Genomic DNA, 24,722 nt, shown 5'->3' with positions numbered 1-24,722 from the left:
GTTGCTCTACGTGGAGCGGGACTTCACAAGATACCTGGAGTGCGGAGTATTGGCGCGCGGCTTCGCGCGGGTGCTCTGTGAGAGTTGCAAGGACGAACTTCTCGTCGCCTTCTCGTGCAAGGGGCGAAGGGTGTGCCCATCCTGCAACGCGAAGCGGGCACATGTGACGGCGGCGAGCGCGGAGGCAGGGCATCCGTCGTGCGCAGGCAGGGGCCGTGTCGTTCATCCAGTGCGCTTGTCGCGAACGGAGGACGGCCGCATCGCCTACCGAATGAAGCGACCGCTGCCGGATGGCACTACGCACCTCTTCTTCACTGGACTGGAACTCTTACGTCGCCTGGTGTCCCTGGTGCCCCCGCCTCGGGCGAACCTCACGAGGTTTCATGGCGTCTTCGCTCCAGCGTGTTCCGGTCGTTGTTGCCTAACGCAGCGCCGCGAGGGCTGCGCCGACCTTCGTCACCGTCACCGACACGGGCGTCGTCACCTCCGGAGCGAAGATGGCCACGCGGAGCTCCTCGAAGGCCCACCGCAGCTCCTGCGCCGCTTCCTGGTCACGCACGGTGGCGCGCCTGGCGAGGAAGGTCTCCCACAAGGGGGTGAAGGGCGCCGTCTTCCCTGCGTCCTTGCCGGGGTTTGCCACCGCACGCGACAGCCGTGCCTGGGCCGCGCGGAGGTAGCGCGGGTAGTTCAGCAGGCGCACGAGGGGAATCCACTCGATGAGGTTCGCGGGGAACAGGTGCCCGAGCTGCGAGCGGATGTCTCGCACGGCCGCCGCGCCGCTCGGCCCCTTGGATGCTGCCTTGAGTGCAGCGAGCGTCGCAGCGAGCTCCGAGGAGGTGGCAATGACGGCGTCCGCCCAGTCCCGGGCCGCATCCTCGATGCGCGGTGAGCCATCACGAACCAGCGCCTCGAAGGCCACCTTCGTGCGGGGCAGCGGCGCACCCGGTGCGAGCTTGAACGCATCGTCGACGCTGCGTGCGAGGAGGAGCGCCCGGAAGGCCTCGGCCTGGCCCCGCGCGGGCGGCGCGCCGTCCAAGGACGGGAAGGGCAGCGGCATGCGCGCGGCGCTGACAGCCACGTGTCCGCGCGCGGCGAGCATCAGGAGCCGGCGGACCCCCGTGCGCGTGGCCGCGTCGGCGGCGGCGGAGGTCTCGAGCAGCACCAGGTCTACGGCAGCGCCCCGGTCGACGAGCGCGGGGTAGCTGCGGACCTCGAGCCCCCCGGCCCGCCGGGTGAGCACAGGGGGCAGCTCGCCGAAGGTCCAGGCCGTCAGCCCCTTGCGCTCCCAGTCCGAAGTCGGTGCCACGCTGCGCAGCGCCGCCCGTGCACGTCCCCCGTACTGCTCGAGCAGCGCGTCGGCGTCGCGGCTCCGCGCGAGCTCCTTTCCCCGCTCGTCGAGCACCCGGAGCGTGATGCGCAGGTACGGCGCCACGGCATCCGCCCGGAGGGATTCCTCGGGCACGTCCACGCCGCACAGCCGGGACACCGCATGGGCGAGCGCTGGAATCATCGGCCCGCGGAAGGGCACAAGTTCCTTCTCGAGACGGTCGACCAGGTCCGGCACCGGCCCCAGCTGCTTGCGCTGGGCGCGGGGGACCTGCTCGAGCAGGGCGGTGAGCTTCTCCCGCTGCCACCCGGGGATGGTCCAGTCCAGCTCACCCGGGACCAGCTGTGCGAGCAGCAGCAGCGGCACGCTCAGGGTGATGCCGTCGTCCTCTGCCGAGGGGTCGAAGGTGTACGTCACCGGCACGGACGCGCCGTGCAAGGTGATGGCGTCTGGGTAGTGCGCCGGGGACAGGTCCGGGTCGTGCGAGAGGGCATCCTCCATCGAGAGGACGAGCACGTCGGGGTCGGCCGCCTCGGCCTTGCGGCGCCAGGCCTCGAAGCTCGCTCCGTCCGTCACGTCCGCCGGGAGGCGCTGGTCGAAGAACGTCAGCAGCGCCTCGCTGTCGAGCAGCTCGCTGCGCCGGGCCTTGTCCCGCAGGCGCGCCACGCGCTCGAGCACCTGGCGGTTCTTTTCCTGGAACGCCCCTCGGGTGCGGTACTCGCCGCGCGCCAGGGCATGATCGAGGAACATCAGCCGTGCCCGAGCGGGGTCCATGCTGGCCAGGGCCACGGGGCGCTCCTTGAAGACCTGAAGCCCGAAGAGGGTCGCGTTCTCCTTCACCACGGCGCGCGCGGACTTCTCCGACCAGTGCGGTTCGGAGTAGCTGCGCTTGAGCAGGTGGGGGGCCGCCGCCGCGAGCCACTCCGGGTCGAGCTTCGCCACGGTGCGCGCGAACAGCTGGGACGTCTCCACGAGCTCGAACGCCATCGCCCAGGCAGGGGGCTTTTTCGCGAGCGCCGACGAGGGGTGAACCATGAAGCGCGTCTGCTTCGCGCCCGTATAGTGGCGCTGCTCCGGATTCCACTGGCCGATGCGGGACAGGAGCCCGGTGAGGAGAGCCTGGTGCAGGGCGTCCCCGCGCGACGGGGCGCCCCGGCCCTTGCGCGGCAGGCGCAGCTCGCGGACGGTCTCCTCAAGCTGGCGCTGGACGTCCCGCCACTCGCGCACCCGCAGGAAGGACAGGAAGTTGTCCCGGCACACGCGCCGCAGATGGGACGTCCCCCGGCCCTCGGCCTCGCGCACGAACGCCCACAGCTTGAGGAGCCCCGTGAAGTCCGAGTGCTCGTCACGGAAGCGCCGGTGCAACTCGTCCGCCTTCTGCGCGAGCTCCCGTGGCCGCTCGCGCGGGTCCTGCAGGTTGAGCGCCGCGGCGATGATGAGCACCTCGTCCAGGCACCCGTACTCGGCGCCGGCGAGAATCATCCGCGCGATGCGCGGGTCCACCGGGAAGCGCACGAGCTGGTGCCCGAGCGGCGTCAAGGTGCGCTCCTTGCCCTCGATGGCCCCGAGCTCCTCGAGCACCCGCCAGCCCTCGGCGATGGCCCTCGGCTGGGGCGGGTCGAGGAAGGGGAAGTCCTCGACGTCACCGAGGCCGAGGGACTTCATCCGCAGGATGACCCCCGCGAGCCCGGTGCGCTTGATTTCCGGGTCGGTGAAAGCGGACCGCGTGGTGAAGCTCGCCTCGTCGTAGAGGCGCACGCAGACCCCCTCACGCACGCGGCCGCAGCGCCCTTTGCGCTGGTCGGCGCTGGCCTGGGAGACCGGCTCGATGTGCAGGCGTGTGGTGCCCGAGCGCGGGTCGTAGCGCGACAGGCGCGCTACTCCCGTATCCACGACGTACACGATCCCCGGGATGGTGACCGACGTCTCCGCAACGTTGGTGGCGAGGATGACCCGGCGCTCGGGGATGGTAGCGAAGACGCGCGACTGCTCGGCGGCCGACAGGCGCGCATACAGGGGCTGCACCACCGTGCCGCGGAGCTCGCGCGCGTTCAGGGCATTCTCGGCCTCGCGGATTTCCCGCTCCCCGGGGAGGAACACGAGGACGTCCCCGTCCGGGTCGAGCGAGAGCACGTCCGCCACCGCATCGGCGACGGAGTCGGCGAGCTCGGCGTCCTCGGGGGGTGGCTCGTAGAGCACGTCCACCGGAAAGGTACGGCCCTCCACCTGGATGACTGGAGCCCCCCCGAAGAACTGCGAGAAGCGCTCGGTCTCGATGGTGGCCGAGCTCACCACCACCTTGAGGTCGGGGCGCCTGGGGAGGATGCGCTTGAGCCACCCGAGCAGGAAGTCGATGGTGAGGCTGCGCTCGTGGGCCTCGTCGAGCACGACCGTGTCGTAGCGGCTCAGGAGCGGGTCGCTGTGAATCTGCGCGAGCAGGACCCCGTCGGTCATGAACTTCACGGCCGTCTGCCGGGACGAGCGGTCTTCAAAGCGAATCTGGTAGCCGACGTCCGTGCCCAGCTCCGTGCCGAGTTCGCGTGCCACGCGCGCCGCCACGCTCGTCGCGGCGATACGCCGGGCTGGGTGACGCCAATCTGGCGCGGGCGGCCGCGCTCCATGGCGAGCAGGACTTTCGGTAGCTGCGTCGTCTTCCCCGAGCCGGTGGCCCCCGCGACAATGACCACCTGATGGGCGGTGATGGCCGCGGTGATGTCCTCCACCCGGCTCGAGATGGGGAGCTCGGGGGGGAAGTGCAGGGTGGGCAAGCCGCCGGGAGGTGGGACGGGTGAGTCGCCAGGCATGGCAGCATGACCTAGCACTGAAGCGCACGCTCTACCCCTGACGAAGAGTGTGGCCCGCCGCTCCTCGCTGGGCTACCTCAGCCCGGATGTGTACGAGCGGGTGGCCTTGACTCCATTCCTTGAACGGCCGCGAAGCCCTGATCGATCAAGGCGAAGAACACAGCGTTCGCCTTCTTCGCGGAGCCTCCGTGTTCGAACACGCGGACGGCTTCTTGGCGAGCCGTACGCACCGTCAGCACGATCATGCCGGCCGCGAGCCGCGCGAGGCCATCCGGCTTCGGACCACCGAGCTCGATCGCGAGCCCTTCAGCCGCTTCGTCGTTGAGTTCACGGAGCCGCGCCTCGAGCGACGGGCTCGCCGCGACGAAGCGCCAGAAGTCAGCCGTATGGCGGTCGAAGCGGGCGAACGGATGCTTCTGCTCTCGCAGCTTGCCCATGAGAGCGCGGAGCTCGGCAATCGGAGATTGCCCTTGCGGCCTCGCGCGGATCGCCTCGCGAAAGAAGAGCAGCTTCAAGTCATCTTGGCGATCGAGCATGAGGTCCTCCTTGCGCGCGAAGTAGTTGAAGACCGTCATCTTGGAGACGTTCGCAGCGGCCGCGATCTCGTCGAGCGTCACCGCATCGAAGCCCCGCGCGAGGAAAAGCTCCGTTGCCACATCGGAGATCCGCTGCCTCGTCTCGCGCTTCTTGCTCTCGCGTCGCTCGCCCATGCGCCGGACTCTAGCGAAGCGCCACCGGCATGGGGCACGGATTTTTTATACTTGGTCAACGAATCTCGTGCGAAAATTTTTACCGAGTATAATCTCCTGGTCTTGAGGGTTGCCAGAATGCGGCCCTCAAAAGGAGGAGTCATGAGCGCGAATGGAAAGAAGGTCCTCATCTCTGGCGCGAGCTTCGCCGGGCTCTCGACCGCTTTTTGGATGAGCCGCCTCGGCTACGAGGTGACCGTCGTGGAGGTCGCGCGCGGGCTCCGGACGGGCGGCACGGCCGTCGACATCAAAGGCAACACCGTCGACATCGTCCGGCGCATGGGCCTCTTCGATCAGATCCGGTCGAACCGATTGAGCCTGCAGCGGTGGGAAATGAAGAACGAGCGCGATGTCACGGAGCGCTCGTTGGTGCTGAGAGGTGAAGGCGAAGCACCTTCGGACAGCGAGTTCGAGATCGAACGAACCGTTCTGCTGAACATGCTGTTCGACGCCGTGAAGGACTACATCGAAGTCGTCTTCGACGACAGCATGACCGCGCTGAGCGGGACGCAAGGCAGCATCGAGGCCACGTTCGCCAAGGGAGCACGACGCACGTTCGACCTGGTGTTTGGCTGCGATGGTGTTCACTCCTCCGTGCGGAGGCTCTGGTTCGGCGACGAAGCCCAGTACCTGTATTTTCTCGGGCAGTACTTCTCGATCACGATCGTGAACAAGCTGCTCATCGAGCGGAACACCGCGCAGATGTTCAACGTGCCGGGCAAGGCCGTGATGCTCAACGCTTACAAGAACAACACGGACATCATTTTCGCGTTCGCTTCCGACAAGGAGATCCCGTACGACCGTCGCGATGAGGAGGAGCAACGACGGATCATCGCGGACCAGTTCGTCGGGGCGGGCTGGAGGACGGCGGAGCTGCTCGAAGAAGTGCGGAACGCGAAGAGCTTCTACTTCGACAAGCTGTGCCAGATACGAATGCCTTCCTGGACGAAAGGCCGAGTCGCATTGGTGGGCGATGCGGGGTACTGCCCTTCACCCGCCGCTGGGATGGGGGGCTCGTTGGCCATCGATGGCGCGGCCGCACTGGCGGATGCGATGCGAGATCACGACTGCAACTTCGAGCTCGCGTTTCGAGCTTACAACGAGCGCTTCCGCCCGTTCATCGAGCAGGTCCAAGCGGAGGCCGTGAGGACCGGGCTCGAGACGCTCGTTCCGAGGACTGAAGAGGCCATCCGCGCGAGGAACGCGCAGACCCACTCCTCCTTCTGACTGTTCGGGCGGCCCCCGTCCGCGGCACTCCTTGCCCCTCCGCTCCGGCCCTCTCCTTCAACCCGCCTCCCATTTCTCTTATGCTCTGAGCGTCCCAGCCATCGGCCTGTGGAGCCTCCATTGAAAGCCTGGATGCTGTTGTGCAGTCTGTGTGCCGTTCTCTGCAGTCTGTCCGCGAATGGCGCTCCCCAGAACGATGGCTCGGTTCCCCCCGTCGACTTGAAACGCGCCATGCGACAGGTGCACTTCGCGTTCCACCTGGGGGCCGACGGGCGTTGGAGCGGGAACCATGGCACCTACGCTGTCCAAGCGGGCGCAGACGGGCTGGCGCTCACGCCCTTCCACGCTCCTGCTGCTCCCCAGGCGCTGGTGAGAGGGGCGCCCCTGAAGCTGGGGGCGGCGCGCATCCGCCGCGGTGGCCAGACCCTTTTCAGGAAGCCCGCCCGTGGAGCGCTGGCCCCGGATGGGAGCCTCCAGCTCTCGCGGGAGGAGGCCGTCGAGACGCTGCGCAATGGCGATGACGGTGTGGAGCAGAGCTGGACCTTCGCGCGAGAGCCCGAAGGACAGGGTGCGCTGGACGTGAGCCTCGAGGTGCAGGGCCTCTCCTACCGTCGGAGGCCGCGGTGGCCTCCAACGGCGTGGACTACTTCGTGGCGTGGAGGGACGAGCGCCAGCAGGCCACCCGAGGCGATATCTATGGCACCCGGGTCACCGGGACCGGCACGGTGGTGGATGTCACCGGCATCCCCATCTCCACCGCGGCGTTGACCCAGCAGCAGCCGGCCATCGCTTGGAACGGACAGAACTACACCCTGGCGTGGGAGGATGGCCGGGGTGGCACCGCTGATTCGGACATCTTCGCCGCGCGGGTGAGCAGTTCGGGGACCGTGTTGGATCCCCAGGGCGTTGCGGTGTGCACCGCCGCGCAGACTCAGACGGTGCCCACGGTAGCGGCGCGCGGCTCCAACACGCTCGTCGCCTGGCTCGACGCTCGCGGCAGCGTCCCGGAGGTCTACGGGGCGCAGTTCAGCACCCAAGGCGGGGTGCAGCCCATCAATGGAGAGGGCCTCACCGTTTCCGCCAATTCCATGCCCAGGGATGCGCCTTCGCTCACCCCTGCAGGCGCTCGGGGCTTCCTGCTCGCCTACTCGATCCGGGACACCTCGTTCCGGCATCCCGCGGACCGGGCACGCATGCGCTTCGTACGCTACAACGCTCCGCCGGCTGCCACCTCCCAGAGCCTCACCACCGTGGAGGATGGCTCCCTGGACCTGACCCTCGCCGGGAGTGATTCGGATGGGGATGGGCTGACCTTCACCCTCGCCAGCGCTCCGGCTCACGGCGCGCTCTTGGGCACGCCGCCTCAGCTTCGCTATACGCCGGCCCCTGACTTCCATGGCTCGGACAGCTTCACCTTCACCGTGTCCGATGGCAGCGACACCTCCGCGCCTGCCACCGTCTCGCTCACAGTGTCGCCCGTCAACGACCGGCCGGTGGCCACTCCCATGTCGCGTGAGACGGCGGAGGACACCGCCGTGTCTGTCACCCTGGCCGGGACGGATGGCGACGGCGACGGGCTCTCGTTCCTGGTGGGGACACAGCCTGCGCACGGAACCCTCTCCGGCACGCCGCCTCTGCTCACCTACACGCCCGCTTCCAACTTCCACGGCAGTGACAGCTTCACCTTCCTCGCCAACGATGGCAGCGCCTTGTCCGAACCCAGCACCGTGCAGCTCACCATCACCCCGGTGAACGATGCGCCCGTGGCGCGCGGTCAGAGCCTCTTCACCACCGAAGGCCAGTCAATCTCCCTCACCCTGCAGGGCGACGACCCGGAGGGCGACATGCTCACTTTCAGCGTGGTGACGCAGCCTGCGCACGGAGCCCTCTCCGGCACGCCGCCTTTGCTCACCTACACGCCTGCCGCAGGCTTCCAGGGCACTGACACCCTCACCTTCCAGGCCCGCGATGCCGCGGAGTCCTCCGTCCCGGCCACCGTCACCATCCAGGTGGCGGCCTCGGGCAATCCGGATGCAGGCACTCCAGATGCAGGCACTCCGGACGCGGGCACTCCGGACGCGGGCACTCCAGATGCTGGGAACCCGGACGCGGGCACTCCGGACGAGCCCACGCCCGAGGAAAGCGGCTGCGGATGCTCTAGCGCTTCCTCTGGCTTCCCCCTGGCGTTGCTCATCCTGCTCGCCTGGAGCGGTCGTCTTCCTCGGCGCAGGCCCGGCGTGCGACGCGGATGACGATATGTCTATCCGCACAGTTCTGCTCAGTGATCACCCCGGATCTCTCACAGGTGCATCGCCAGCCTGGGCCACCGTTTTCATCGGGGTGGCGCCAGCGCTGCGTGCGCCCAGCACCGTTCTCCAGGCCGTGGCCAGCAGGATGATGACGCCGCCGAGGATCGCCCAGGGGCCGGGGCGCTCTCCCGCGAAGAGGAACGTCCAGACCGGGTTCAGCACCGGCTCCAGCAGGATGAGCAGCGAGGCCTCCACCGCCGGAGTGTGCCGGATGCCCAGGTTGAAGAGCGTGTACGCCATCCCCAGCTGGAACACGCCGAGGAACAGCAGGATGCCTCCATCCACCCACGTGGGCGTGGGGCCGCTCAGCGCGGGCACCAGCACGCTCAACCCCGCGAGTACGTTGCCCCACACCAGCACCACCTGGCCCTCCGTTACCGCCCGCAGTCCCAGGATGGTCAGCGCGAACGCCACCCCCGAACCCAGCGCAATCGCGTTGCCCAGCATCTGTCCCGGCTGGAGCTGATCCAGGAAGAAGAGGCTCAAGCCCACCAGGAAGATGGGCGCCGCTGTCAGCTCACCTCGTGAGGGCTTCTCGTGCAGCAGCAGTGGGGAGAGCACCAACACGTACAGCGGCGCGGTGTCCTGCAGGAAGATGGCGTTGGCCGCCGTGGTGAGCTTGTTGGCGATGATGAACAGCACCACCGTGGCCGCGTATGCCACCGCCACTCCCAGCGCCTTCAGCGAGGGACGCTTGCGCCCCGCGGGGAAGGCGAGCCACAGCACCAGCGCCGCGATCAGCGAGCGCCCCGAGGCAATCTGGTAGGCGCTGAGGGTGGACAGCTTCACGGCCGCGCCCGCCGTGGACCAGAGCAGGGCGGCGAGCAGGAGGTAGAGGCGAGGGCGGAGCATGGAGTGAGTGGACCGGGGGCATATGTCGGCTCCGAGCCGAACGCCACTGCCTCGAAGTGCCCTCAAGGGATGCACGCTGAGCGGTCTCGATCGTAGAATCTCCAGCCCACGCCATGTGTCGTGTCCCCCGACGTCACAGCTGGGAGCGCAGCCCCTCTTCTGCCTCCCTCTCTCTCCTTGCCCGCATGCTCGCGGCATGCCTGCTTGCGGGAGTGCTTGGGTTGGCTGGGGACGCCGCGGCGCTGGATCCGGACAAGGCGCTCAACCAGTTCCCCCACCGTGCCTGGCAGACCGAGGATGGGCTGCCGCAGAACACCAGTCAGGCGCTCGCTCAGACGCCGGATGGCTACCTCTGGGTGGGGACCTACGAGGGCCTGGTCCGTTTCGATGGTGTGCGCTTCACCGTCTTCGATCCTGGCAACACGCCGGCCCTGCCGGATCGCACCATCACCGCCCTCGCCGTGGACCGCGAGGGCACGCTGTGGATCAACACGAACCGCGGCATGGCGGGCATGCGCGCGGGGCAGTTCTTCTCCCAGCCGCTCCCCGAGGGTGTCGTCGAGCGCGATGTGCATCAGTTGCTGCCCTCCCGGGACGGAAGCCTGTGGATCGCCACCCTGGGCAGCGGGCTCGTGCGGTTGTCCGCAGGCCAGTTCCAGGTCTGGAAGTCCGAGCAGGGGCTCGTCAGCAACCGGGTGCTGGCGTTCACCGAGGGGGAGGCTGGCGGCCTCTGGGTGGCTTGTCCCCAGGGACTGCAGCGCTGGGATGGCACGAAGTTCCTCCCAGGACCGTCCTTCGAGGGGTCTCCTCCGCTGGTGTCCTCCATGGTGGAGGATGCGCGGGGAACCCTCTGGGTGGGTGATCAAGGCGGCACCGTCTACCGGCTCCAGAATGGGAGGATGATCCCCGTTCCCGAGGCGAGCCTGGTGGGAAACCCCATCTCCAAGCTGCTCCTGGATCATCACGGGGTGCTGTGGGCGGCCAGCAGGGGGCTGGGCCTGCTGCGCCTGGCGAATGGCCGCCGCTCCGTGCTGTCCCCCGCGCAAGGACTGGAGAACGCGTCGATCCTGGCCTTGATCGAGGATGCCGAAGGGAATCTCTGGCTGGGCATGGGCTCCCATGGGTTGCACCGTCTCAAGGATGCTCCCTTCACGCCCTATGGTCCCTCCGAGGGACTGGGGCACGAGATGGTGAGTTCCGTGGTGGAGGCCCGTGACGGCAGCCTCTGGTTCGCCCTGCTCGGCGGCGGCATCAGCCGCTGGAAGGATGGGCAGGTGACGACGTGGACCACGCGCGAGGGGCTCCTCGACAACATGGTCTTTGGCAGCGCCGTGGGGCGCGATGGGAGCCTCTACTTCGCCACGCGCAAGGGCCTCATGCGGTGGAGTGAGGGTTCTTTCAGCACGCTGCCCGAAGAGGGCCAGACGCAGAGGAATCCGCTCGGCCAGGCTGTCTATGAGGATGAGCAGGGCACGCTCTGGGTCAGCACCCAGGAGGGGCTCGCGCGGTGGGATGGGAGGCAGTTCTCGCTCGTCGCTCCCCGGGACAAGGTGCTCGGGTCCCTCGGCCGCGTGCTGGCGCGGCGGGCCGCGGGCGGAGTCTGGTTCGGGACGCAGGGTGGAGGCGTGGCCTGGTACTCCCAGGGGCGCTCGGGCACGTTGTCCTCTCCGGGCGGCCCCATTGATGGGGATGTCCGAGGCATCCATGACGATGGCGTCTCGCTGTGGGTCGGCACCACCAACGGGCTCTTCCGCTGGAAGAACGGGAGCTTCGTCCGCCTCTCTCGCAACCAGGGGCTCTTCGACGATGTCGTCTTCGCCATTCTTCCCGATGGGAAGGGCAACCTGTGGATGAGCTGCAACAAGGGCATCTTCCGCGCCTCGCAGCAGGAGTTGGAGGCCGTCGCGGACGGTCGGCTCGCGCGTGTCACCTCTCGCTCCTACGGCAAGGAGGATGGGATGCGGGCCGAGGAGTGCAATGCCCTCGGTGGCCCCGCCGGAGTCCATGCCCGCGACGGCCGGTTGTGGTTCCCCACCATCCGTGGCGCGGTGGCCTATGACGCGAGCCAGGAGCCTGCTTCCTCGGCTCCTCCGCCCGTGCTCATCGAAGAGTTGTGGGTGGACGGCCGCTCCGTTCCCGCATCGGAGTGGACGCGCATTCCTCCCGGAACGGGCCGGGTCGAGATCCACTACACCTCCGCGGCCCTGAGCGCGCCGGATCGGCTCTCCTTCCGCTACAAGCTGGAGGGCATCGACACGGACTGGGTGGCGGCGGGGGCGCGGCGCATCGCGTACTACACGCGCATTCCTCCGGGACATCATCGCTTCCTCGTCGAGGCGCTTGGCTCGAACAGTGGCGGGCCCGAGCGCGGTGCGGAGCTGGTGTTCCTCCTGCAGCCTCGCTTCGTCGAGACGCTCCTCTTCCGCGTGGTGGGGATGCTGGCCCTCGTGCTCGGGGTGGCTGGCGCGGTGTGGTTTCGCCTCCATCAGTTGCGCAGGCGCGAGCTTCGGCTCCAGGCCCGCGTGGATGAGCGCACCGCGGAGCTGGCCATGCGGCTCCAACAGCTCGAGGCTACGCAGGAGCGGCTGGCTCACGCGGAGAAGTTGGTGGCGGTGGGAACGCTCGCGGCGGGTGTCGGGCATGAGATCAACAACCCGCTTGCCTACATTCTGTCGAACCTTCGCTATCTCTCCACGGAGCTGAGGGATCTGCCGCGGCGCGAGGAAGAGAGCGAGCGCTGGCAGGAGGTGGACGAGGCGCTCACCGACGCGCTCCATGGTGCCGAGCGGGTGCGGAAGATCGTCCAGGCGCTCAAGACGCTGGCGCGCGCGCAGGCCGAGCCTCCGAGCAGGGTGGATCTTCACGCCGTGCTGGACCGGACCCTGGAAGCATTGGAGCAGGAGCTGCGGCGCCGGGCGCGCCTGGTGAAGGATTACGGGCTGTCACAGCCGGTGCTGGGGGACGAGGGACGCCTGGGGCAGGTCTTCCTCCAGTTGTTGCTCAACGCCGCTCAGGCCATCCCCGAGGGCCAGCCCGAGCATCATGAGATTCGCGTGACGACCCGCAGGGACGAAGCAGGGCGCGCCGTCATCGAGGTGCACGACACCGGTCAGGGCATTGCCCCCGAGATCCTGCCTCGCATCTTCGAGCCCTTCTTCACCACCAAGGAAGCGGGGGAGGGCACAGGGCTGGGGCTCTCCATCTGCCACGCCACCATCCAGTCGATGGGCGGGGAGATCGAGGTGGACAGCGCGCCGGGACACGGATCCACGTTCCGGATCCTCTTGCCTCCGCTCCAGGCAGCTCCGCTGGTGGGGCCCTAGAGTGGATTCTCGAGGCTGACACCGTATGGCCCACAGGTCGCGGGTCCCTCGTCTCGGGGCGGGTCCCCCCGTCGGCTGCTCAGGATACCCCACATCTCAACCTCTCAAGTAGGCTTCTTTCTTACCTACTGAGAGAGTCACTTGGGGGTTGCGAAGCGGCCCAGTGCGTGATCTGGCGTCGGCATGAGCAAGGCGAGTGAGAACGTGTCCGAGTGGCTGAGGCAGCCGGTGGAGCAGGAAGTGGCTCAAGGGGAGCTCGGGGATGCGCGGCGCAATCGGGTGGCAGGCCAGATCGTGGCTCGGCTTTCGCAGCAACCCACGGCCAGCTTGGCCAACGCCCTGGAGGATGAGGCGAGCCTGGAGGCCGCCTACCGACTGCTCAACAATGAGGCGGTCGGCTGGCAGGACCTGATGTCGGGCCATGTTCGGGCCACCCTGGAGCGCGCGTGCCAGGTGGGCCAGTGCCTCGTCATTCATGACACGACCGAGTTCGTGTTTGCCGGAAACAGCTACCGAGCGGGGCTGGGTCCCACCACGACATTGGGCCAGGGCTTCTTTGTGCACGCGGCACTCGCCGTCTCTGCGCAGGGGGAGCGAATTCCACTGGGGACTTTGGGGGCAGAGTTCTACACGCGCCCGGTGGGTCCGAAGGGCTTGCGCTTGGGCCCCCACCGCCGAGTCAAACCGCACCAGTTGAGCCAGCACCCACCCGAAGCCGGCAACATCCCACCGTGGCCCAAGCAATCGCGGCGCTGGTTGGAGCTGATGCAGAGCATCGAACAGCAGCGCGCTGGCCGCTTCGAGTGCATCCATGTCATGGACCGCGAAGGCGACATCTACGAGGTGCTCCAGGCCGCCACCCAGTTCCAAGCGCGGTTCGTCATTCGCGCTTGCCAGGATCGAGCCGCCTTCCACCAAGGAGAGCTGACGCACCTGTTCGAACTGGCGCGGCAACAGCCTGCGCAGGGCCAGCGCCACATTGAGCTGTCAGAGCGCTCTGGCACGGCCCGCACCTATGGTGGCAAGAGCCACCCAGAGCGTCAGGCACGTCAGGCCACAGTGGCCTTCAGCTCCACCACAGCGTGCCTGCGCAAGCCCGACTCCAAAGGGCGCACTCCTGTAGGCATCGAGGTCAACTTGGTACGCGTGTGGGAGCCGCGGCCGCCGGCGGCACAACCCGCCGTCGAATGGTTTCTGCTCACCACCGAGCCGATACACACCGCCCTCGAGGTGCAGCGCGTCGTGGACATCTACCGTGCGCGCTGGCTCATCGAAGAGTTCTTCAAGGCCTTGAAGACCGGCTGTGCCGTGGAAGTTCGCCAGCACGAATCCTTCCATGCTCTGTCCAACATCTTGGGGCTGTGCATGCCCATCGCGTGGCGACTGCTTCTGTTGCGCGCCCTGGAGCGCACACACCCCACCGCTCCTGCCAGCTTGGCCTTCACCCCACGCCAGCTCCTCATCGTGGCCCACTTGGCCAAGAACCTACCCACTGCTCCCACCCTGGCGCAGGCCCTGGGAGCCCTGGCGCGTCGTGGCGGCCATCTGAAAAGAAATGGCCCGCCCGGCTGGCAAACGCTGTGGCGCGGCTATCGAGAACTCCTCCTGGTGGAGAACGGCTGGATGCTGGCCGAGAAGCGTCGGTCCAGGAGCAAAAACTTGTGATCTATCCTGAGCCGTCGGCTGACGGGTCCGCCCGCCCCGGCGTCCCGCTCTCTCGATTTCCGCTCGAGGTCAGGACTCGTCCATCACCGATTCTTCCTACTTGAAGCGTGGGGAGGCCGGGGAAGACCCAGGTACAGGTCGCTACAGACCCTTGCGAGGAGTGAGAGGCGCCGCGCGCGGGAGGATCTGTCGGCTGGTGGGCGGATGCGCTGGCCTCGGAGCCCGGTTTCCCGCGAGCGGCGGGCCGGATCGCGGCCTTCCCGTGACGCGGATTCAACCCTTGCCTCCGGGTGCCCCTAGGCATTCTGGAGTCCGTGCCTAGTTTCCGTTTCCTCGGAGACGGAGCGATGACGCGGCTTTTCCTCTTGCTCGCACTGACTGGTCTGCTCGCCACCACGGGCTGTCGTCGCGTGCGCTTCGAAGACTCGGTCTTCACCAAGAAGCAGGTGAGCTACAAGGTGGGCGAGCTGCCGAACTACTGGCACCGCGTCTTCGTGGAGGGCAATGACCTGGCCTTCTCCGAACAGGACACGGGGCGGGCGCTCTCCATCAACTCCACCTGCGAGGGGCATGATGATCCGCCCCTGCCGGTACTCATCCGCCACCTGCTGATGGGCTTCACCGATCGGCAGGAGGTGTCCCAGCAACTCGTTCCGCTCGACGGGCGCGAGGCCATGCGCTCTCGCCACACCGCGAAGCTGGACGGTGTGCCCGTGGACCTGGAGCTCGTCGTCCTCAAGAAGGACGGTTGCGTTTTCGACTTCACCTATGTCGCACCGCCCGGTCAGGCCGAAGCCCGCATGCCGGACTTCGATGCCCTGCTCGCGGGCTTCCACACGGAGCGCGACCGATGAGCACCTCGACCCCCATGCCTTCGATGGAGGCTGGCACGGACAGCGGCACCGAGCCCCTGCCCGAGGAGAGTGGCCTCTCCCTGGGCGCGCGCATCCGCCAGCGGCTGGAAGTGCTCGGGGCGATGATGGTGATGACGGGCAAGGTGTTCTCGCGCGCCGTGCGCCCTCCGTATGACTGGGGTGCGCTCGTCTTCCACACCGAGTCGCTGGGCGTGCGCTCCATGCCCATCGCCCTGCTGACGTCCACGTTCGCGGGGCTCGTCATCTCGCTGCAGTTCGGCTTCTTCCTGGCGCGTTTCGGAGTGCAGTACACCGTGGGCCGCGTTGTCGTCCTCACGCTGTTCCGCGAACTGGCCCCCGTGCTCACCGCGCTCACCGTGGGCGCGCGCATCGGCTCGGGCATCGCCGCGGAGCTGGGCGCGATGACCGTGACGGAGCAGGTGGACGCCATCCGCGCGCTCGGGGCGGATCCGCTGCGCAAGCTGGTGGTGCCTCGGGTGCTGGCGTGCCTGCTGGTGCTGCCCACGCTCACCGTGCTGGCGGACGTGATTGGCCTGGTGGCCGGCGCGCTCGTCGTCAACATCCAGTACGGCATCTCGTTGGATCTCTTCTTCCAGGGCGCGCTGGACACGGTGTTCATGAGCGACTTCGTGTCGGGTGTCATCAAGGGCGCCGTGTTCGGCATCACCATCGGCCTGGTGGGCTGCTTCAAGGGCCTCACCGTGGAAGGCGGCACCGAGGGCGTGGGTCGCGCCACCACCCAGACGGTGGCCATCACCTCCGTCACCGTGTGTCTGGCCGACTTCTTCATCACCAAGATCAGCCTCTACCTCTAGCCCATGCGCCTGTCCGCTCCGACACCCAGCCTGGAGTTCCACCCGCCCGCACCCGGCGAGGAGCTCATCCACTTCGAACACCTGAAGAAGTCGTTCGGGCCCAAGCGCGTCTATGACGACCTCGAGCTGTCCGTGCGCGCGGGAGAGACGCTGGTGGTCATCGGCGGCTCGGGCACGGGCAAGAGCGTGCTGCTCAAGTGCCTCATCGGTCTGCTGTACCCGGACGCGGGGCGCATCCTCTTCCAGGGACAGGACCTGACTCGCTTCCACGAGGAGGACTTCTTCGCGGTGCGCCGGCACGTGGCCATGGTGTTCCAGGGCGCGGCGCTCTTCGACTCGCTGACCGTGGGGGAGAACGTGGCCTATCCGCTGCGCGAGCACTTCCCGGAATTGCCTCCGGAAGAAGTGGCCCGCCGCGTGGCCGAGAAGCTGTCCTGGGTCAACCTGCCCGGCACCGAAGCCATGATGCCGGCGGACCTGTCTGGCGGCATGCGCAAACGCGTGGGGTTGGCGCGCGCCATTGCTACCAACCCGGAGGTCATCCTCTGGGACGAGCCCACCACGGGATTGGATCCCGTCACCACTCAGAGCATCAACGCGATGATCAACTCGATGAAGGAGAAGCTGGGCTGTACGTCCATCGTGGTGACTCACGACATGGTGAGCGCCTTCGATGTGGCCGACCGCATCGCCATGCTGGCCAACCGGCGCATCGTCCAGGTGGGCACGCCCGAGGAGATGCAGCGCTCCACCGTGCCCGAAGTGCGCGCCTTCCTCGATGCGCGGCGGGCGGAGCTCACGGGGCGGGAGGTGGCGTCATGAGCCTTTTCACCTCCACTCCTCGTGAGCGGCGCATGGCTTGGCGCGCGGGCCTCTTCGTTGCCGCAGGGCTCTGTCTGGCCGGCGTGGTCGTCTTCTTCATCGGCCAGGAGACGCGCTTCTTCGAGAAGCAGGTGACGTACCACGCCTACTTCCCCAACGTGCAGGGCCTGAGCGACAAGTCGCCCGTGTGGCTCGGAGGCCTGGAGGTGGGGCGCGTGGTGGGCATCCACTTCACCGAGGAGTCCGCGGAGCGCGGCATCCAGGTGAGCATCCAGGTCTCGAAGAAATATGTGGAGCGCGTGCGCCAGGACTCGGTGGCCCGGCTGTCGAGCCTCGGAGTGCTCGGCGAGAAGGCCGTGGACATCTCCCTGGGCAGCCCGAAGTCGCCCCCGATACCGGATGGAGGCGAGCTGCGCACGGACACCAGTGGGGACTTGAACGCCATCATGCAGGCGGCCAGCGAGGTGCTCAACGACTCGCGGGCCATCAGCCACTCTCTGCGGGCGGCGGTGGAGACCTATGCCGACCCTCGGCTCGCCGAGGACATCTCCGCCAGCCTCCACAGCCTCCGGATGATCCTGGGGGAGGTGGAAAAGGGGGACGGCGCGCTGCATGCGCTCATCTATGACAAGGAGACAGGCAACCAGGTGCGAGGGTTGCTGGCCAATGCGTCCCGGGCGGCGCAGCGGATGGATGGAGCGGTGGGGCACGTGGAGGCCCTGCTGGCCGAGGTGCGCCAGGGCGATGGCACCGCGCACGCGCTCATCTATGGCAAGGATGGCGCTCAGGCCCTGACCGAGCTGGGCGCGGCAGCCGGGCAGCTCGCTGGGCTCATCGAGGATGCGAAGCAGAGTCCCAATGGCGCGGTGCACCAGCTCATCTATGGAGATGCGCGGGGCATGTTCGCGGACCTGGGGAGCGCCGCGGCGGACCTGAAGAAGATCACCTCCACGGTGGCCAACGGAGAGGGCACGGTGGGCGGGCTCATCGCGGACCCCACGGTGTACGAGGACCTACGGCAGGTGCTCGGCAACGTGAAGCGCAACCGCCTGTTGCGCGCGTTGGTACGCTTCTCGATCAACAACCACGAGGAGCTGGATCAGATCGGCAAGGTCAAGCAGGAAGAGCAGCAGACTGGGACGGGAGGCTCGGGCTCGAAGAAGTGAGCTCCAGCCGGGAGAAGGGGGAGACAGATCGATGCGGAATTCCAGATTCGCGCCGTGGGTCGTTGCAGCGCTCGTTGCAATGGCTCAGGTGGGCTGTGGCGACGATGAGCCGTCAGCCTCGAAGGACAGTTGCTCTAGCGGCAACAACATGACGAACCCACGCCTCGTGGATGGGCTCGAGCCCACGGCCGGCGGCTCGTTGATTCGAATCACCTGGGAGCCAGGTACCAGCCTGGGCGCCCAACTGCCCTCGGAGTACTTCGCCGCCGTGCAGGTCTCGCGCGAGACCGCACCCGAGGTCCAGAGTCTGGTGACCACCGTCTCGCTCACGGAGGACCGGCAGATCACCGTCCGGTTCCGCAACCTCGGGCCCTACCTGGTCGACCATGACGCCCTGGAGTTCAAGCTGGCGTTCCCGGATCGACGCGGCTTCATCTCCTGCTCCCATCCGGGCATGGATGACGAGTACCTCCTGAACGTCCGCCTGGAGTTCGACGAGCAGAAAGAACTCCAGCGCGCCAGCCTCACGGAGGATGTCTCGCCCGGGGATATTTGACGGGCCTCGGGGGGGGCCCCCTGTCGGGCGAGACCGCAGCCAACTGGTATGCTGGCCGTACCAGTTCGCCACAAGTGCGGCCGACAGGGGGACTCCCATCTCCGAGCGTGTGCTACCACCCGGTGCTCCGAGCGTTCCAGCGCGGTTCCTTCTTCGTCGGAGCGGGCTCCTCGCGGGCCTGCTGCTCGTGCTCGCGGGCTCGAATGCATGCATCGAGGGCCAGAGTCTGGCCCCCGAGAGCCCAGGCTCCACGGCGCCTCCCTCCGGAGATGGCGGCGCACTGCCGGACACGAATACCCAGCCGGAGCCAGCCGCTGGCACGGTCCGTATTGCCGCTTTCAACGTACATCGCCTCTTCGACACGGTCTGTGACTCCGGGAGCTGCGGAGGCTCGGCCTACGAGGAGCTGCCCACGCCCCAGGTCTTCGCGGCCCGTGTGGATCGGATCGCCAGGGCGCTCACCTCGCTGAAGGCCGGGGTGGTGTTGCTCTCAGAGATCGAGACCCAGGTATGTCTGGACGCGCTCCAGGCCCGGGCTCCGGAGTTCTCCTCGGCGGTGCTCGGAGAGATAGGCGCAGCCGCCTCGGTGGATGTGGCCGTGTTGTCCCGCTATCCCCAGCGCGAGGTGCGCCGCCACCGGGCCCAACGCATCCTGACGCGTCCGGACGGGACGACCACTGTCTTCTCCCGGGAGTTCCTCGAGGTGCGCCTGGACGTGGATGGCTCCGAGGTCATCGTCTTCGCCGCCCATTTCCGCTCCAAGGTGGATGACGATCCGGGCCGCCGGTACGCGGAGGCTCAGGCCGCGCACGACATCATGAGAGCGGTGGCCGCAGAGCGTCCCGGGACGCTCGTCGTGCTCGGGGGCGATCTCAATGATGTGCCGGGCTCTCCGCCGCTCGAAGCGCTGGAGCAGGACGGTGCGCTCCAGCGGGTCTCGCGCGAGCTGCCCTTGGAGGACCTCGGGACGGTGTGGTTCCAGGGGGCGCCGCAGGCCATCGATCATCTCTACAGGGCCCGCGACGCCTCCGGGCAGGACGTCCCGGGCACGTTCCGGGTGGTGCGCGATGCGCCGGGGAGCGGCCTGGCGGGCTCGGATCACGCCGCCGTCCAGGCCGACTTCGTGCTTCCTCGTGGCTGAGGCCGGAGCCGCGCCTCAGAACTTGCCGAACTTGAGCATCAACGAGCCCGAGAAGCCGCTCAGGTCCTTCTCGCGCAGCCCGCTCAGGTCCACGCTCCCGATGTACCGATAGCTTGCTCCCACGGACACCCGGACGAAGCTCAGCACGTTCACTTCCAGCGAGAGCACGGGCTCGGCGGCGAAGATGACGTCGTCCTCCACCGAGCGCTCGTCCCGGAACCGGCGCTCCTGCCGGCTGTAGCCCGAGACACCGCCTCCAATGAGCGCGCCGATGGAGGCATGCACCAGCTTCTCGGGCAGGATGATGTACTCCATCCACAGGCCGCCATAGGCGAGGTCCAACCGCAGTGGCTCGCCGATGTCCGGTGCGCCCTCGGGTGCCGCGATGCGGGTCACCAGGCCGAAGCCGCCTACGCCAAAGACGAAGTGGTGGTTGGCGATCCAACCACCGCGGCCGCCAAAGAGGAGGGCGTCCTTGCCCAGGATGCGGCTGTACGTGAATACCGGGCCGCCATAGCCCCCCTGCGAGGCCTTCCCGGAGATGAGCGTCTCCATCTCCGGTAGGGACTCCTCGGACCGCGCGGGCGGAGGCGCCCGATGAGGGGGCGGAGGCCACGGAGGCGGAGGGCCCTCGGGAGGAGGAGGCTGCGGCGGCGCCTCGGCGGGAGGAGGAGGAGGCGCCTCGGGAGCACCTGGCTCCTGCGCCAGAGCGACTGCAGGCAGGGAGAGGGCGAGGAGCAGGCAGAGGGATCGGCTCATGCCCGGTACGAAAGCACGCTTCGCTCCGATTCGCTCGCGTCCGCGCGACCGAGCCTCCAGGGACACGGTGTCCGCTGGTGGACGCCTACCTGGGGCGGCATGTCATTTTTAAGCCCAGATCCGAAAAATGCCGGTGCACGGCATGGCCAGTTGTTGCCTGATCAAATCCACCTGATGGCGCCTCGTCCCTCTCCGTGCACCGTTTCCACCGCGTGCCTGCCCTTCCACTGTTTACAGTGGCCCACCTCCCATGCTTCGGGTGCTAGCTTGCGCGCACCCCGGTGCACCCTGGCCGGGGCGACCCGTCCCGCCGCGCCCCCGGCGGCCCGCCTGAGCGGCCTGGCGGGTCTCAGCCTCTCTCCCATGGGGCACCGAGGCTTCTCGCAATGACGGCCGTAGCTCCCCCTCTGCTCCCGCGCATCCCCAGCGGCGTCATCGGTCTGGACGCCGTGCTCGACGGAGGGTTTCTGCAAGGGGGGACCTACATCGTGGCGGGCATGCCCGGCACGGGGAAGACCATCCTCGGCAATCAGATCTGCTTCCACCACGTGTCCCAGGGCGGCCGGGTCGTCTACGTCACCCTGCTGGCGGAGACGCATGGGCGCATGCTGGCGCACCTGCGCGGCATGGCCTTCTTCTCCGAGGAGCCCCTGGCCTCGGCGCTGCACTATGTGAGCGCCTACCGGGTGCTGACGCAGGACGGGCTCAAGGGCTTGCTGGAGCTGCTGCGCCAGCTCATCCGCGAGCACCGCGCCAGCATGCTGGTGCTGGACGGGTTGGTGAGCGCCAGCGCGTCGGCGCCCAACGAGCTGGCCTTCAAGGAGTTCGTCCACGAGCTGAACACCCTGGTGAGCGTCATCGGCTGTACCACCTTCCTGCTCACCAACGGCCACTCCCCCGAGGACGTTCACCCCGAGCACACCATGGTGGACGGCCTCATCGAGCTGACGGACGAGCTCATCGGCGTGCGGGCCGTGCGCGAGCTCATCGTCCGCAAGTTCCGCGGCAGCTCTCACCTGCGCGGCCGGCACGTGTTCCAGATCTCCCAGCAGGGCATCACCGTCTACCCGCGCTCGGAGGCGATGCTGGCCGACCCCATCGCCGTGCCGGGGGAGTACACCTCTCGAGTGGAGGTGGGCGTGCCTGAGTTGGACGTGATGCTCCGCGGCGGCCTGCAGCGCAGCAGCGCCACGCTCATCATGGGCCCCTCGGGCAGCGGCAAGACGCTGCTGGGCCTCCAGTTCCTGGCCCACGGCGCGAAGAACGGGGAGCCCTGTCTGTACTTCGGCTTCTATGAGTCTCCGCCCCGGCTGGTGGGCAAGGGGCAGGCCATCGGGTTGGATCTCCTGAGCGCGGTGCGCGATGGCCAGCTGGAGATGCTCTGGCAACCCCCTGTAGAGCTGGTGCTGGACGCATTGGCGGTCAAGATTCTGGCGGCCATCAAACGCCGGGGCGTGACGCGGCTGCTCATCGACGGGCTGGTGGGCTTCAAGGAGTCCACCGTCCACACCGAGCGCATCAACCGCTTCTTCGCGGCGTTCACCAACGAGCTTCGCGCGCTGGACGTGACGACCGTGTTCACCGAGGAGACGCGGGTGCTCTTCGGCCCCGAGGTGGAGACGCCCGTCAAGGGCTTGTCCGCGCTCGTGGAGAACCACATCTTCCTGCGCCAGGTTGAATGGAAGGGCGAGCTGCGGCGGGTGCTCGCCATTCTCAAGACGCGCGAGAGCGGGCATGACCCGTCCCTGCGCGAGCTCGTCATCGATGATCAGGGCCTGCACCTCGGGGGCCGTTTCGACAGCACGGGCGCAGTGCTGACCGACTCGGGCCTGTCGTCCACGAGAAGGCGGAGCCAGCGCAAACCCGCCGTGCGCAAACGCCGAGGGGGCAGGAAGTGAAGACAGTCCTCCTCGTCGACGACGAGCACGCCATACTCGATGCACTCTCCGGCATCCTCGAGGACGAGGGGTTCCAGGTGGTGACGGCTGGGAACGGGCGCGAGGCGCTCGCCCGGATGCAAGAGGTCCGCCCGGACGTGGCGCTCGTGGACGTGATGATGCCGGTGATGGACGGGCGCGAGCTGCTGCGCGAGCTGCAGGCCGACGCGCGCTGGCAGTCCATACCCGTGGTGCTGATGAGCGCCGTGCCTCGCTCCATCCTCACCCGGGATGCGCCGCTGGTGTGCGCCGACTTCTTCCAGAAGCCGTTCGACTTGTGGAAGCTGCTCGACCGGCTTCGCGAGCTGACGGGGGCGGAGGAGGCGCACTGAGGCCAGAGTTCAGGGGCCGTTCAGGTCCATATAGGCGCGGCGGGCGGGCACCGAGTAGAAGCGGCCCTCGGGCAGCACGTAGGCGGTGAGCCGTCCGCCGTAGACGCAGCCCGAGTCCAGCCCGTAGGCGTGCGGGTGCTTCTGCAGCCCGCGCAGCGCATCGTGCCCGAAGAGGACGAGCTCGGGCCCGGGCCAGAGGCTGGCCCACGGGTCCCCGTCCTCCACGCGCTTGGAGGGCTTTCCGTCGGGGGCGATGCTGCGCAGGTTGAGCAGGTGCTCCTGGCGCTGCTCGCGCAGAGGTACGCCCGGCACCAGCCCGGCATGCACGGCGATGGCATTGAGTTCCGGCAGGCGCATGTAGAGGAGCAGCGAGGCCAGGTACTTCCAGTCCGCGGGGCCCAGGGACTTCAGCACCTGCTGGTGCTCGGGCTTGAGCTTCTTGCCCTGCTTCTGGTGCCCCTGGTGCCAGCGCAGTACGTGCTCGTCATGGTTGCCGCGCACCGCCTGCAGGCCCAGCTCGCGCGCCCGCTGCAGCACTCCCACCGAATCCGGGCCCTTGGCCACCAGGTCTCCCACGAGGACCACGCGCTCGCCCGGTTGCCAGCCGCACTCCTTCAAGAGGGCATCCAGCTCGTCGGCGCAGCCGTGCACGTCTCCGATGAACAGCGTCCGCATAGGCTCTTTCGTATCGCGCGGGGGCGGGAGGCGATGTTACCTGCCTGCTGCGCACTCGGGCAGGTGGTGGATGGCGAGGCCTGGGGTCCTGGCACTCGGGTTGCTGGTAAGAGGGGGGAGCCCGCCGGGTGCGGGCAGCGGGCCACAGGTGGCCCTCGGAGGTGAATGTGGTGGAGCACGGCGGCATGGCAGGCGGCTTTCCGGCCTGCGCTTCCTGGCTGGAGCTGAGCGCGCCGGCCCTTCGGCACAACGTGGAGGTGTTCCGGGCGCTGGAGGCGGCTGCGGGCACGGGGCCTCGGCGGAGCATGGGCGCGGTGCTCAAGGGCAACGCGTATGGGCACGGCTTCCGGGAGCTGTTGCCGCTGGTGCACCCGCTGGTGGACATCCTCTACCTCATCAACCCTCAGGACGGGCTGGCGGTGCGGGCCTACGAGCGGGAGCACGGGCTGGCGCCCAGGCAGGTGCTGGTGATTGGGGCCATTGGCCCGGACGAGGCGGTGGCGCTGGCGCGTGAGGGCGTGGACGCGGTGGTGGCGGACCTGTCGTGGCGGGAGGCTGGGGCGGTGCTGCGCGCGGCCCGGCTGGAGCGTCCTCTGCGGGTCCACGTCCACGTGGACACGGGGCTGGGGCGCGAGGGCTTCACGCTGGAGCAGATTCCCCGGGACACGGGCTTCCTCGCCGAGGCGAGGGACGTGTTCGAGCTGGTGGGGGTGCTCAGCCACTTCTCCAATACAGAGGATGTGACGGAGCAGGAGTACGCGCTGGCGCAGTTGGAGGCCTTCGAGACGGGGCTCGGGCGGCTGGTGGCGCAGCTCTCCCCGGCGCATTCTCCGCAGCGGCACATCGCCGCGAGCGCCGCGAGCCTGGTGCTGCCCCGCGCCCGCTACGAGGCGCTGCGGGTGGGCATCTCCTTATATGGACTGTGGCCCTCGACGGAGACGCGGCTATCGGCGCGGCTGGTGCTGGGCGAGGTGCCCTCGCTGCGGCCGGTGCTCTCGTGGCGGTGCCGCAGCCAGGTGGTGAAGTGGCTGCCGGCGGGCAGCTACGTGGGTTACGGGTGCACGTACCGGTGCTCGGAGCCCACGCGCATCGCGGTGCTTCCGGTGGGGTACTTCGATGGGTACCCGCGCCTGGTGTCTGGCAAGGCGCACGTGCTGGTGAACGGGCGGCGGTGTCCGGTGCTGGGGCGCGTAATGATGAACCACCTCATCGTGGACGTGACGCGGGCCACGGCGGACGAGCGGCCGGTGACGGCGACGCTGCTGGGGCACGACGGCGACGAGACGGTGTCGGCCGAGGCGCTGGCGGGCTGGGCGCAGACGATTCACTACGAGCTGGTGACCCGGCTGGGTGCGCACTTGCGGCGGGTGGTGGTGGACTGAGCGCCT

The 24,722-nt window shown here is 68.1% G+C and carries 18 protein-coding genes and 2 pseudogenes; 15 read left to right on the top strand and 5 right to left on the bottom strand.

Translation table 11 applies throughout. The features are described 5' to 3' along the window. Positions 1-7 precede the first annotated feature (7 nt). Positions 8-175 (top strand): annotated as a pseudogene (locus tag KY501_RS54660) (transposase zinc-binding domain-containing protein); the annotation flags it as partial. Then, positions 164-394: pseudogene (locus KY501_RS54655) on the top strand (transposase); the annotation flags it as partial. The pseudogenes KY501_RS54660 and KY501_RS54655, both read left to right, overlap by 12 nt. 27 nt (positions 395-421) lie before the next feature. On the opposite strand, the gene hrpA reads toward KY501_RS54655, so the two are convergent. Together hrpA and KY501_RS51255 are read right to left on the bottom strand one after the other, a co-directional pair. Continuing rightward, on the bottom strand, positions 422-3,874 hold the full coding sequence (gene hrpA / locus KY501_RS51260; protein ID WP_309243067.1) for an ATP-dependent RNA helicase HrpA: 3,453 nt from the start codon (positions 3,872-3,874) through the stop codon (positions 422-424). Between the two features lie 334 nt (positions 3,875-4,208). Next, positions 4,209-4,841, bottom strand: coding sequence for a TetR/AcrR family transcriptional regulator (locus tag KY501_RS51255; RefSeq protein WP_224372907.1), 633 nt, complete (start codon positions 4,839-4,841; stop codon positions 4,209-4,211). A gap of 141 nt (positions 4,842-4,982) precedes the next feature. On the opposite strand from KY501_RS51255, the gene KY501_RS51250 reads away from it, so the two are divergent. Further along, complete coding sequence (locus KY501_RS51250; protein WP_224372906.1) at positions 4,983-6,107, top strand: FAD-dependent monooxygenase; 1,125 nt, start codon at positions 4,983-4,985, stop codon at positions 6,105-6,107. 623 nt (positions 6,108-6,730) lie between these two features. Continuing rightward, positions 6,731-8,359: an Ig-like domain-containing protein gene (locus KY501_RS51245; protein ID WP_309243066.1), complete on the top strand. Its 1,629-nt coding sequence runs from the start codon at positions 6,731-6,733 to the stop codon at positions 8,357-8,359. Positions 8,360-8,392: 33 nt separating this feature from the next. Here the strand turns inward: KY501_RS51245 and KY501_RS51240 are convergent, their stop codons facing one another. Further along, positions 8,393-9,268 carry a DMT family transporter gene (locus KY501_RS51240; RefSeq protein ID WP_224372905.1) on the bottom strand — a complete coding sequence of 292 codons (876 nt, stop codon included), beginning with the start codon at positions 9,266-9,268 and terminating at the stop codon, positions 8,393-8,395. Between the two features lie 221 nt (positions 9,269-9,489). Here KY501_RS51240 and KY501_RS51235 point away from each other — a divergent pair, with 221 nt between their 5' ends. The 8 genes from KY501_RS51235 (at position 9,490) to KY501_RS51200 (ending at position 19,631) form a co-directional block, all read left to right on the top strand. Next, positions 9,490-12,591 (top strand): sensor histidine kinase, encoded by a 3,102-nt coding sequence (locus tag KY501_RS51235; protein ID WP_224372904.1) that lies wholly within the window; start codon positions 9,490-9,492, stop codon positions 12,589-12,591. A gap of 228 nt (positions 12,592-12,819) precedes the next feature. Then, on the top strand, positions 12,820-14,256 hold the full coding sequence (locus KY501_RS51230) for an IS4 family transposase (protein ID WP_224372903.1): 1,437 nt from the start codon (positions 12,820-12,822) through the stop codon (positions 14,254-14,256). A gap of 347 nt (positions 14,257-14,603) precedes the next feature. Continuing rightward, positions 14,604-15,110 carry a hypothetical protein gene (locus tag KY501_RS51225; RefSeq protein WP_224372902.1) on the top strand — a complete coding sequence of 169 codons (507 nt, stop codon included), beginning with the start codon at positions 14,604-14,606 and terminating at the stop codon, positions 15,108-15,110. Between the two features lie 122 nt (positions 15,111-15,232). Then, complete coding sequence (locus tag KY501_RS51220; RefSeq protein WP_224372913.1) at positions 15,233-15,946, top strand: MlaE family ABC transporter permease; 714 nt, start codon at positions 15,233-15,235, stop codon at positions 15,944-15,946. A 3-nt stretch (positions 15,947-15,949) separates the two neighbouring features. Next, the gene (locus KY501_RS51215) at positions 15,950-16,768 is read left to right on the top strand and encodes an ABC transporter ATP-binding protein (RefSeq protein ID WP_224372901.1); all 819 of its coding nucleotides are present in this window, start codon (positions 15,950-15,952) and stop codon (positions 16,766-16,768) included. Continuing rightward, positions 16,765-17,934, top strand: coding sequence for an MlaD family protein (locus KY501_RS51210; protein ID WP_224372900.1), 1,170 nt, complete (start codon positions 16,765-16,767; stop codon positions 17,932-17,934). Before KY501_RS51215 ends, KY501_RS51210 begins: the two co-directional genes overlap by 4 nt. A 31-nt stretch (positions 17,935-17,965) precedes the next feature. Continuing rightward, positions 17,966-18,490 carry a hypothetical protein gene (locus KY501_RS51205; protein ID WP_224372899.1) on the top strand — a complete coding sequence of 175 codons (525 nt, stop codon included), beginning with the start codon at positions 17,966-17,968 and terminating at the stop codon, positions 18,488-18,490. Between the two features lie 109 nt (positions 18,491-18,599). Continuing rightward, positions 18,600-19,631, top strand: coding sequence for an endonuclease/exonuclease/phosphatase family protein (locus KY501_RS51200; RefSeq protein ID WP_224372898.1), 1,032 nt, complete (start codon positions 18,600-18,602; stop codon positions 19,629-19,631). 15 nt (positions 19,632-19,646) lie between these two features. Here KY501_RS51200 and KY501_RS51195 read toward each other — a convergent pair whose 3' ends face one another. After that, positions 19,647-20,390 (bottom strand): hypothetical protein, encoded by a 744-nt coding sequence (locus tag KY501_RS51195; protein WP_224372897.1) that lies wholly within the window; start codon positions 20,388-20,390, stop codon positions 19,647-19,649. Positions 20,391-20,776: 386 nt separating this feature from the next. On the opposite strand from KY501_RS51195, the gene KY501_RS51190 reads away from it, so the two are divergent. Both KY501_RS51190 and KY501_RS51185 read left to right on the top strand, forming a co-directional pair. After that, a complete protein-coding gene (locus KY501_RS51190; RefSeq protein WP_224372896.1) occupies positions 20,777-22,288 on the top strand; it encodes an ATPase domain-containing protein in 1,512 nt (503 codons plus the stop codon). Further along, a complete protein-coding gene (locus KY501_RS51185; protein ID WP_224372895.1) occupies positions 22,285-22,659 on the top strand; it encodes a response regulator in 375 nt (124 codons plus the stop codon). Before KY501_RS51190 ends, KY501_RS51185 begins: the two co-directional genes overlap by 4 nt. Before the next feature lie 9 nt (positions 22,660-22,668). Here the strand turns inward: KY501_RS51185 and KY501_RS51180 are convergent, their stop codons facing one another. After that, positions 22,669-23,334: a metallophosphoesterase gene (locus KY501_RS51180; protein WP_224372894.1), complete on the bottom strand. Its 666-nt coding sequence runs from the start codon at positions 23,332-23,334 to the stop codon at positions 22,669-22,671. 185 nt (positions 23,335-23,519) lie between these two features. Between KY501_RS51180 and alr the strand changes: the two genes are divergently transcribed. Further along, positions 23,520-24,716 (top strand): alanine racemase, encoded by a 1,197-nt coding sequence (gene alr / locus KY501_RS51175; RefSeq protein ID WP_224372893.1) that lies wholly within the window; start codon positions 23,520-23,522, stop codon positions 24,714-24,716. Positions 24,717-24,722: the final 6 nt, after the last annotated feature.

This window comes from Hyalangium versicolor (assembly GCF_020103695.1).
Classification (GTDB): Bacteria; Myxococcota; Myxococcia; order Myxococcales; family Myxococcaceae; genus Hyalangium; species Hyalangium versicolor.
The sequence above is the reverse complement of the archived record's forward strand: the minus strand, read 5'-3'. Positions and strand labels throughout refer to the sequence as shown.

Excerpts from the sequence above, each read along its gene's own strand:
- KY501_RS51255 (WP_224372907.1), bottom strand. The coding sequence starts at position 4,841 with ATGGGCGAGCGACGCGAGAGCAAGAAGCGCGAGACGAGGCAGCGGATC.
- KY501_RS51250 (WP_224372906.1), top strand. The coding sequence starts at position 4,983 with ATGAGCGCGAATGGAAAGAAGGTCCTCATCTCTGGCGCGAGCTTCGCC.
- KY501_RS51240 (WP_224372905.1), bottom strand. The coding sequence starts at position 9,268 with ATGCTCCGCCCTCGCCTCTACCTCCTGCTCGCCGCCCTGCTCTGGTCC.
- KY501_RS51225 (WP_224372902.1), top strand. The coding sequence starts at position 14,604 with ATGACGCGGCTTTTCCTCTTGCTCGCACTGACTGGTCTGCTCGCCACC.
- KY501_RS51220 (WP_224372913.1), top strand. The coding sequence starts at position 15,233 with ATGATGGTGATGACGGGCAAGGTGTTCTCGCGCGCCGTGCGCCCTCCG.
- KY501_RS51215 (WP_224372901.1), top strand. The coding sequence starts at position 15,950 with ATGCGCCTGTCCGCTCCGACACCCAGCCTGGAGTTCCACCCGCCCGCA.
- KY501_RS51210 (WP_224372900.1), top strand. The coding sequence starts at position 16,765 with ATGAGCCTTTTCACCTCCACTCCTCGTGAGCGGCGCATGGCTTGGCGC.
- KY501_RS51205 (WP_224372899.1), top strand. The coding sequence starts at position 17,966 with ATGCGGAATTCCAGATTCGCGCCGTGGGTCGTTGCAGCGCTCGTTGCA.
- KY501_RS51195 (WP_224372897.1), bottom strand. The coding sequence starts at position 20,390 with ATGAGCCGATCCCTCTGCCTGCTCCTCGCCCTCTCCCTGCCTGCAGTC.
- KY501_RS51190 (WP_224372896.1), top strand. The coding sequence starts at position 20,777 with ATGACGGCCGTAGCTCCCCCTCTGCTCCCGCGCATCCCCAGCGGCGTC.
- KY501_RS51180 (WP_224372894.1), bottom strand. The coding sequence starts at position 23,334 with ATGCGGACGCTGTTCATCGGAGACGTGCACGGCTGCGCCGACGAGCTG.
- alr (WP_224372893.1), top strand. The coding sequence starts at position 23,520 with ATGGCAGGCGGCTTTCCGGCCTGCGCTTCCTGGCTGGAGCTGAGCGCG.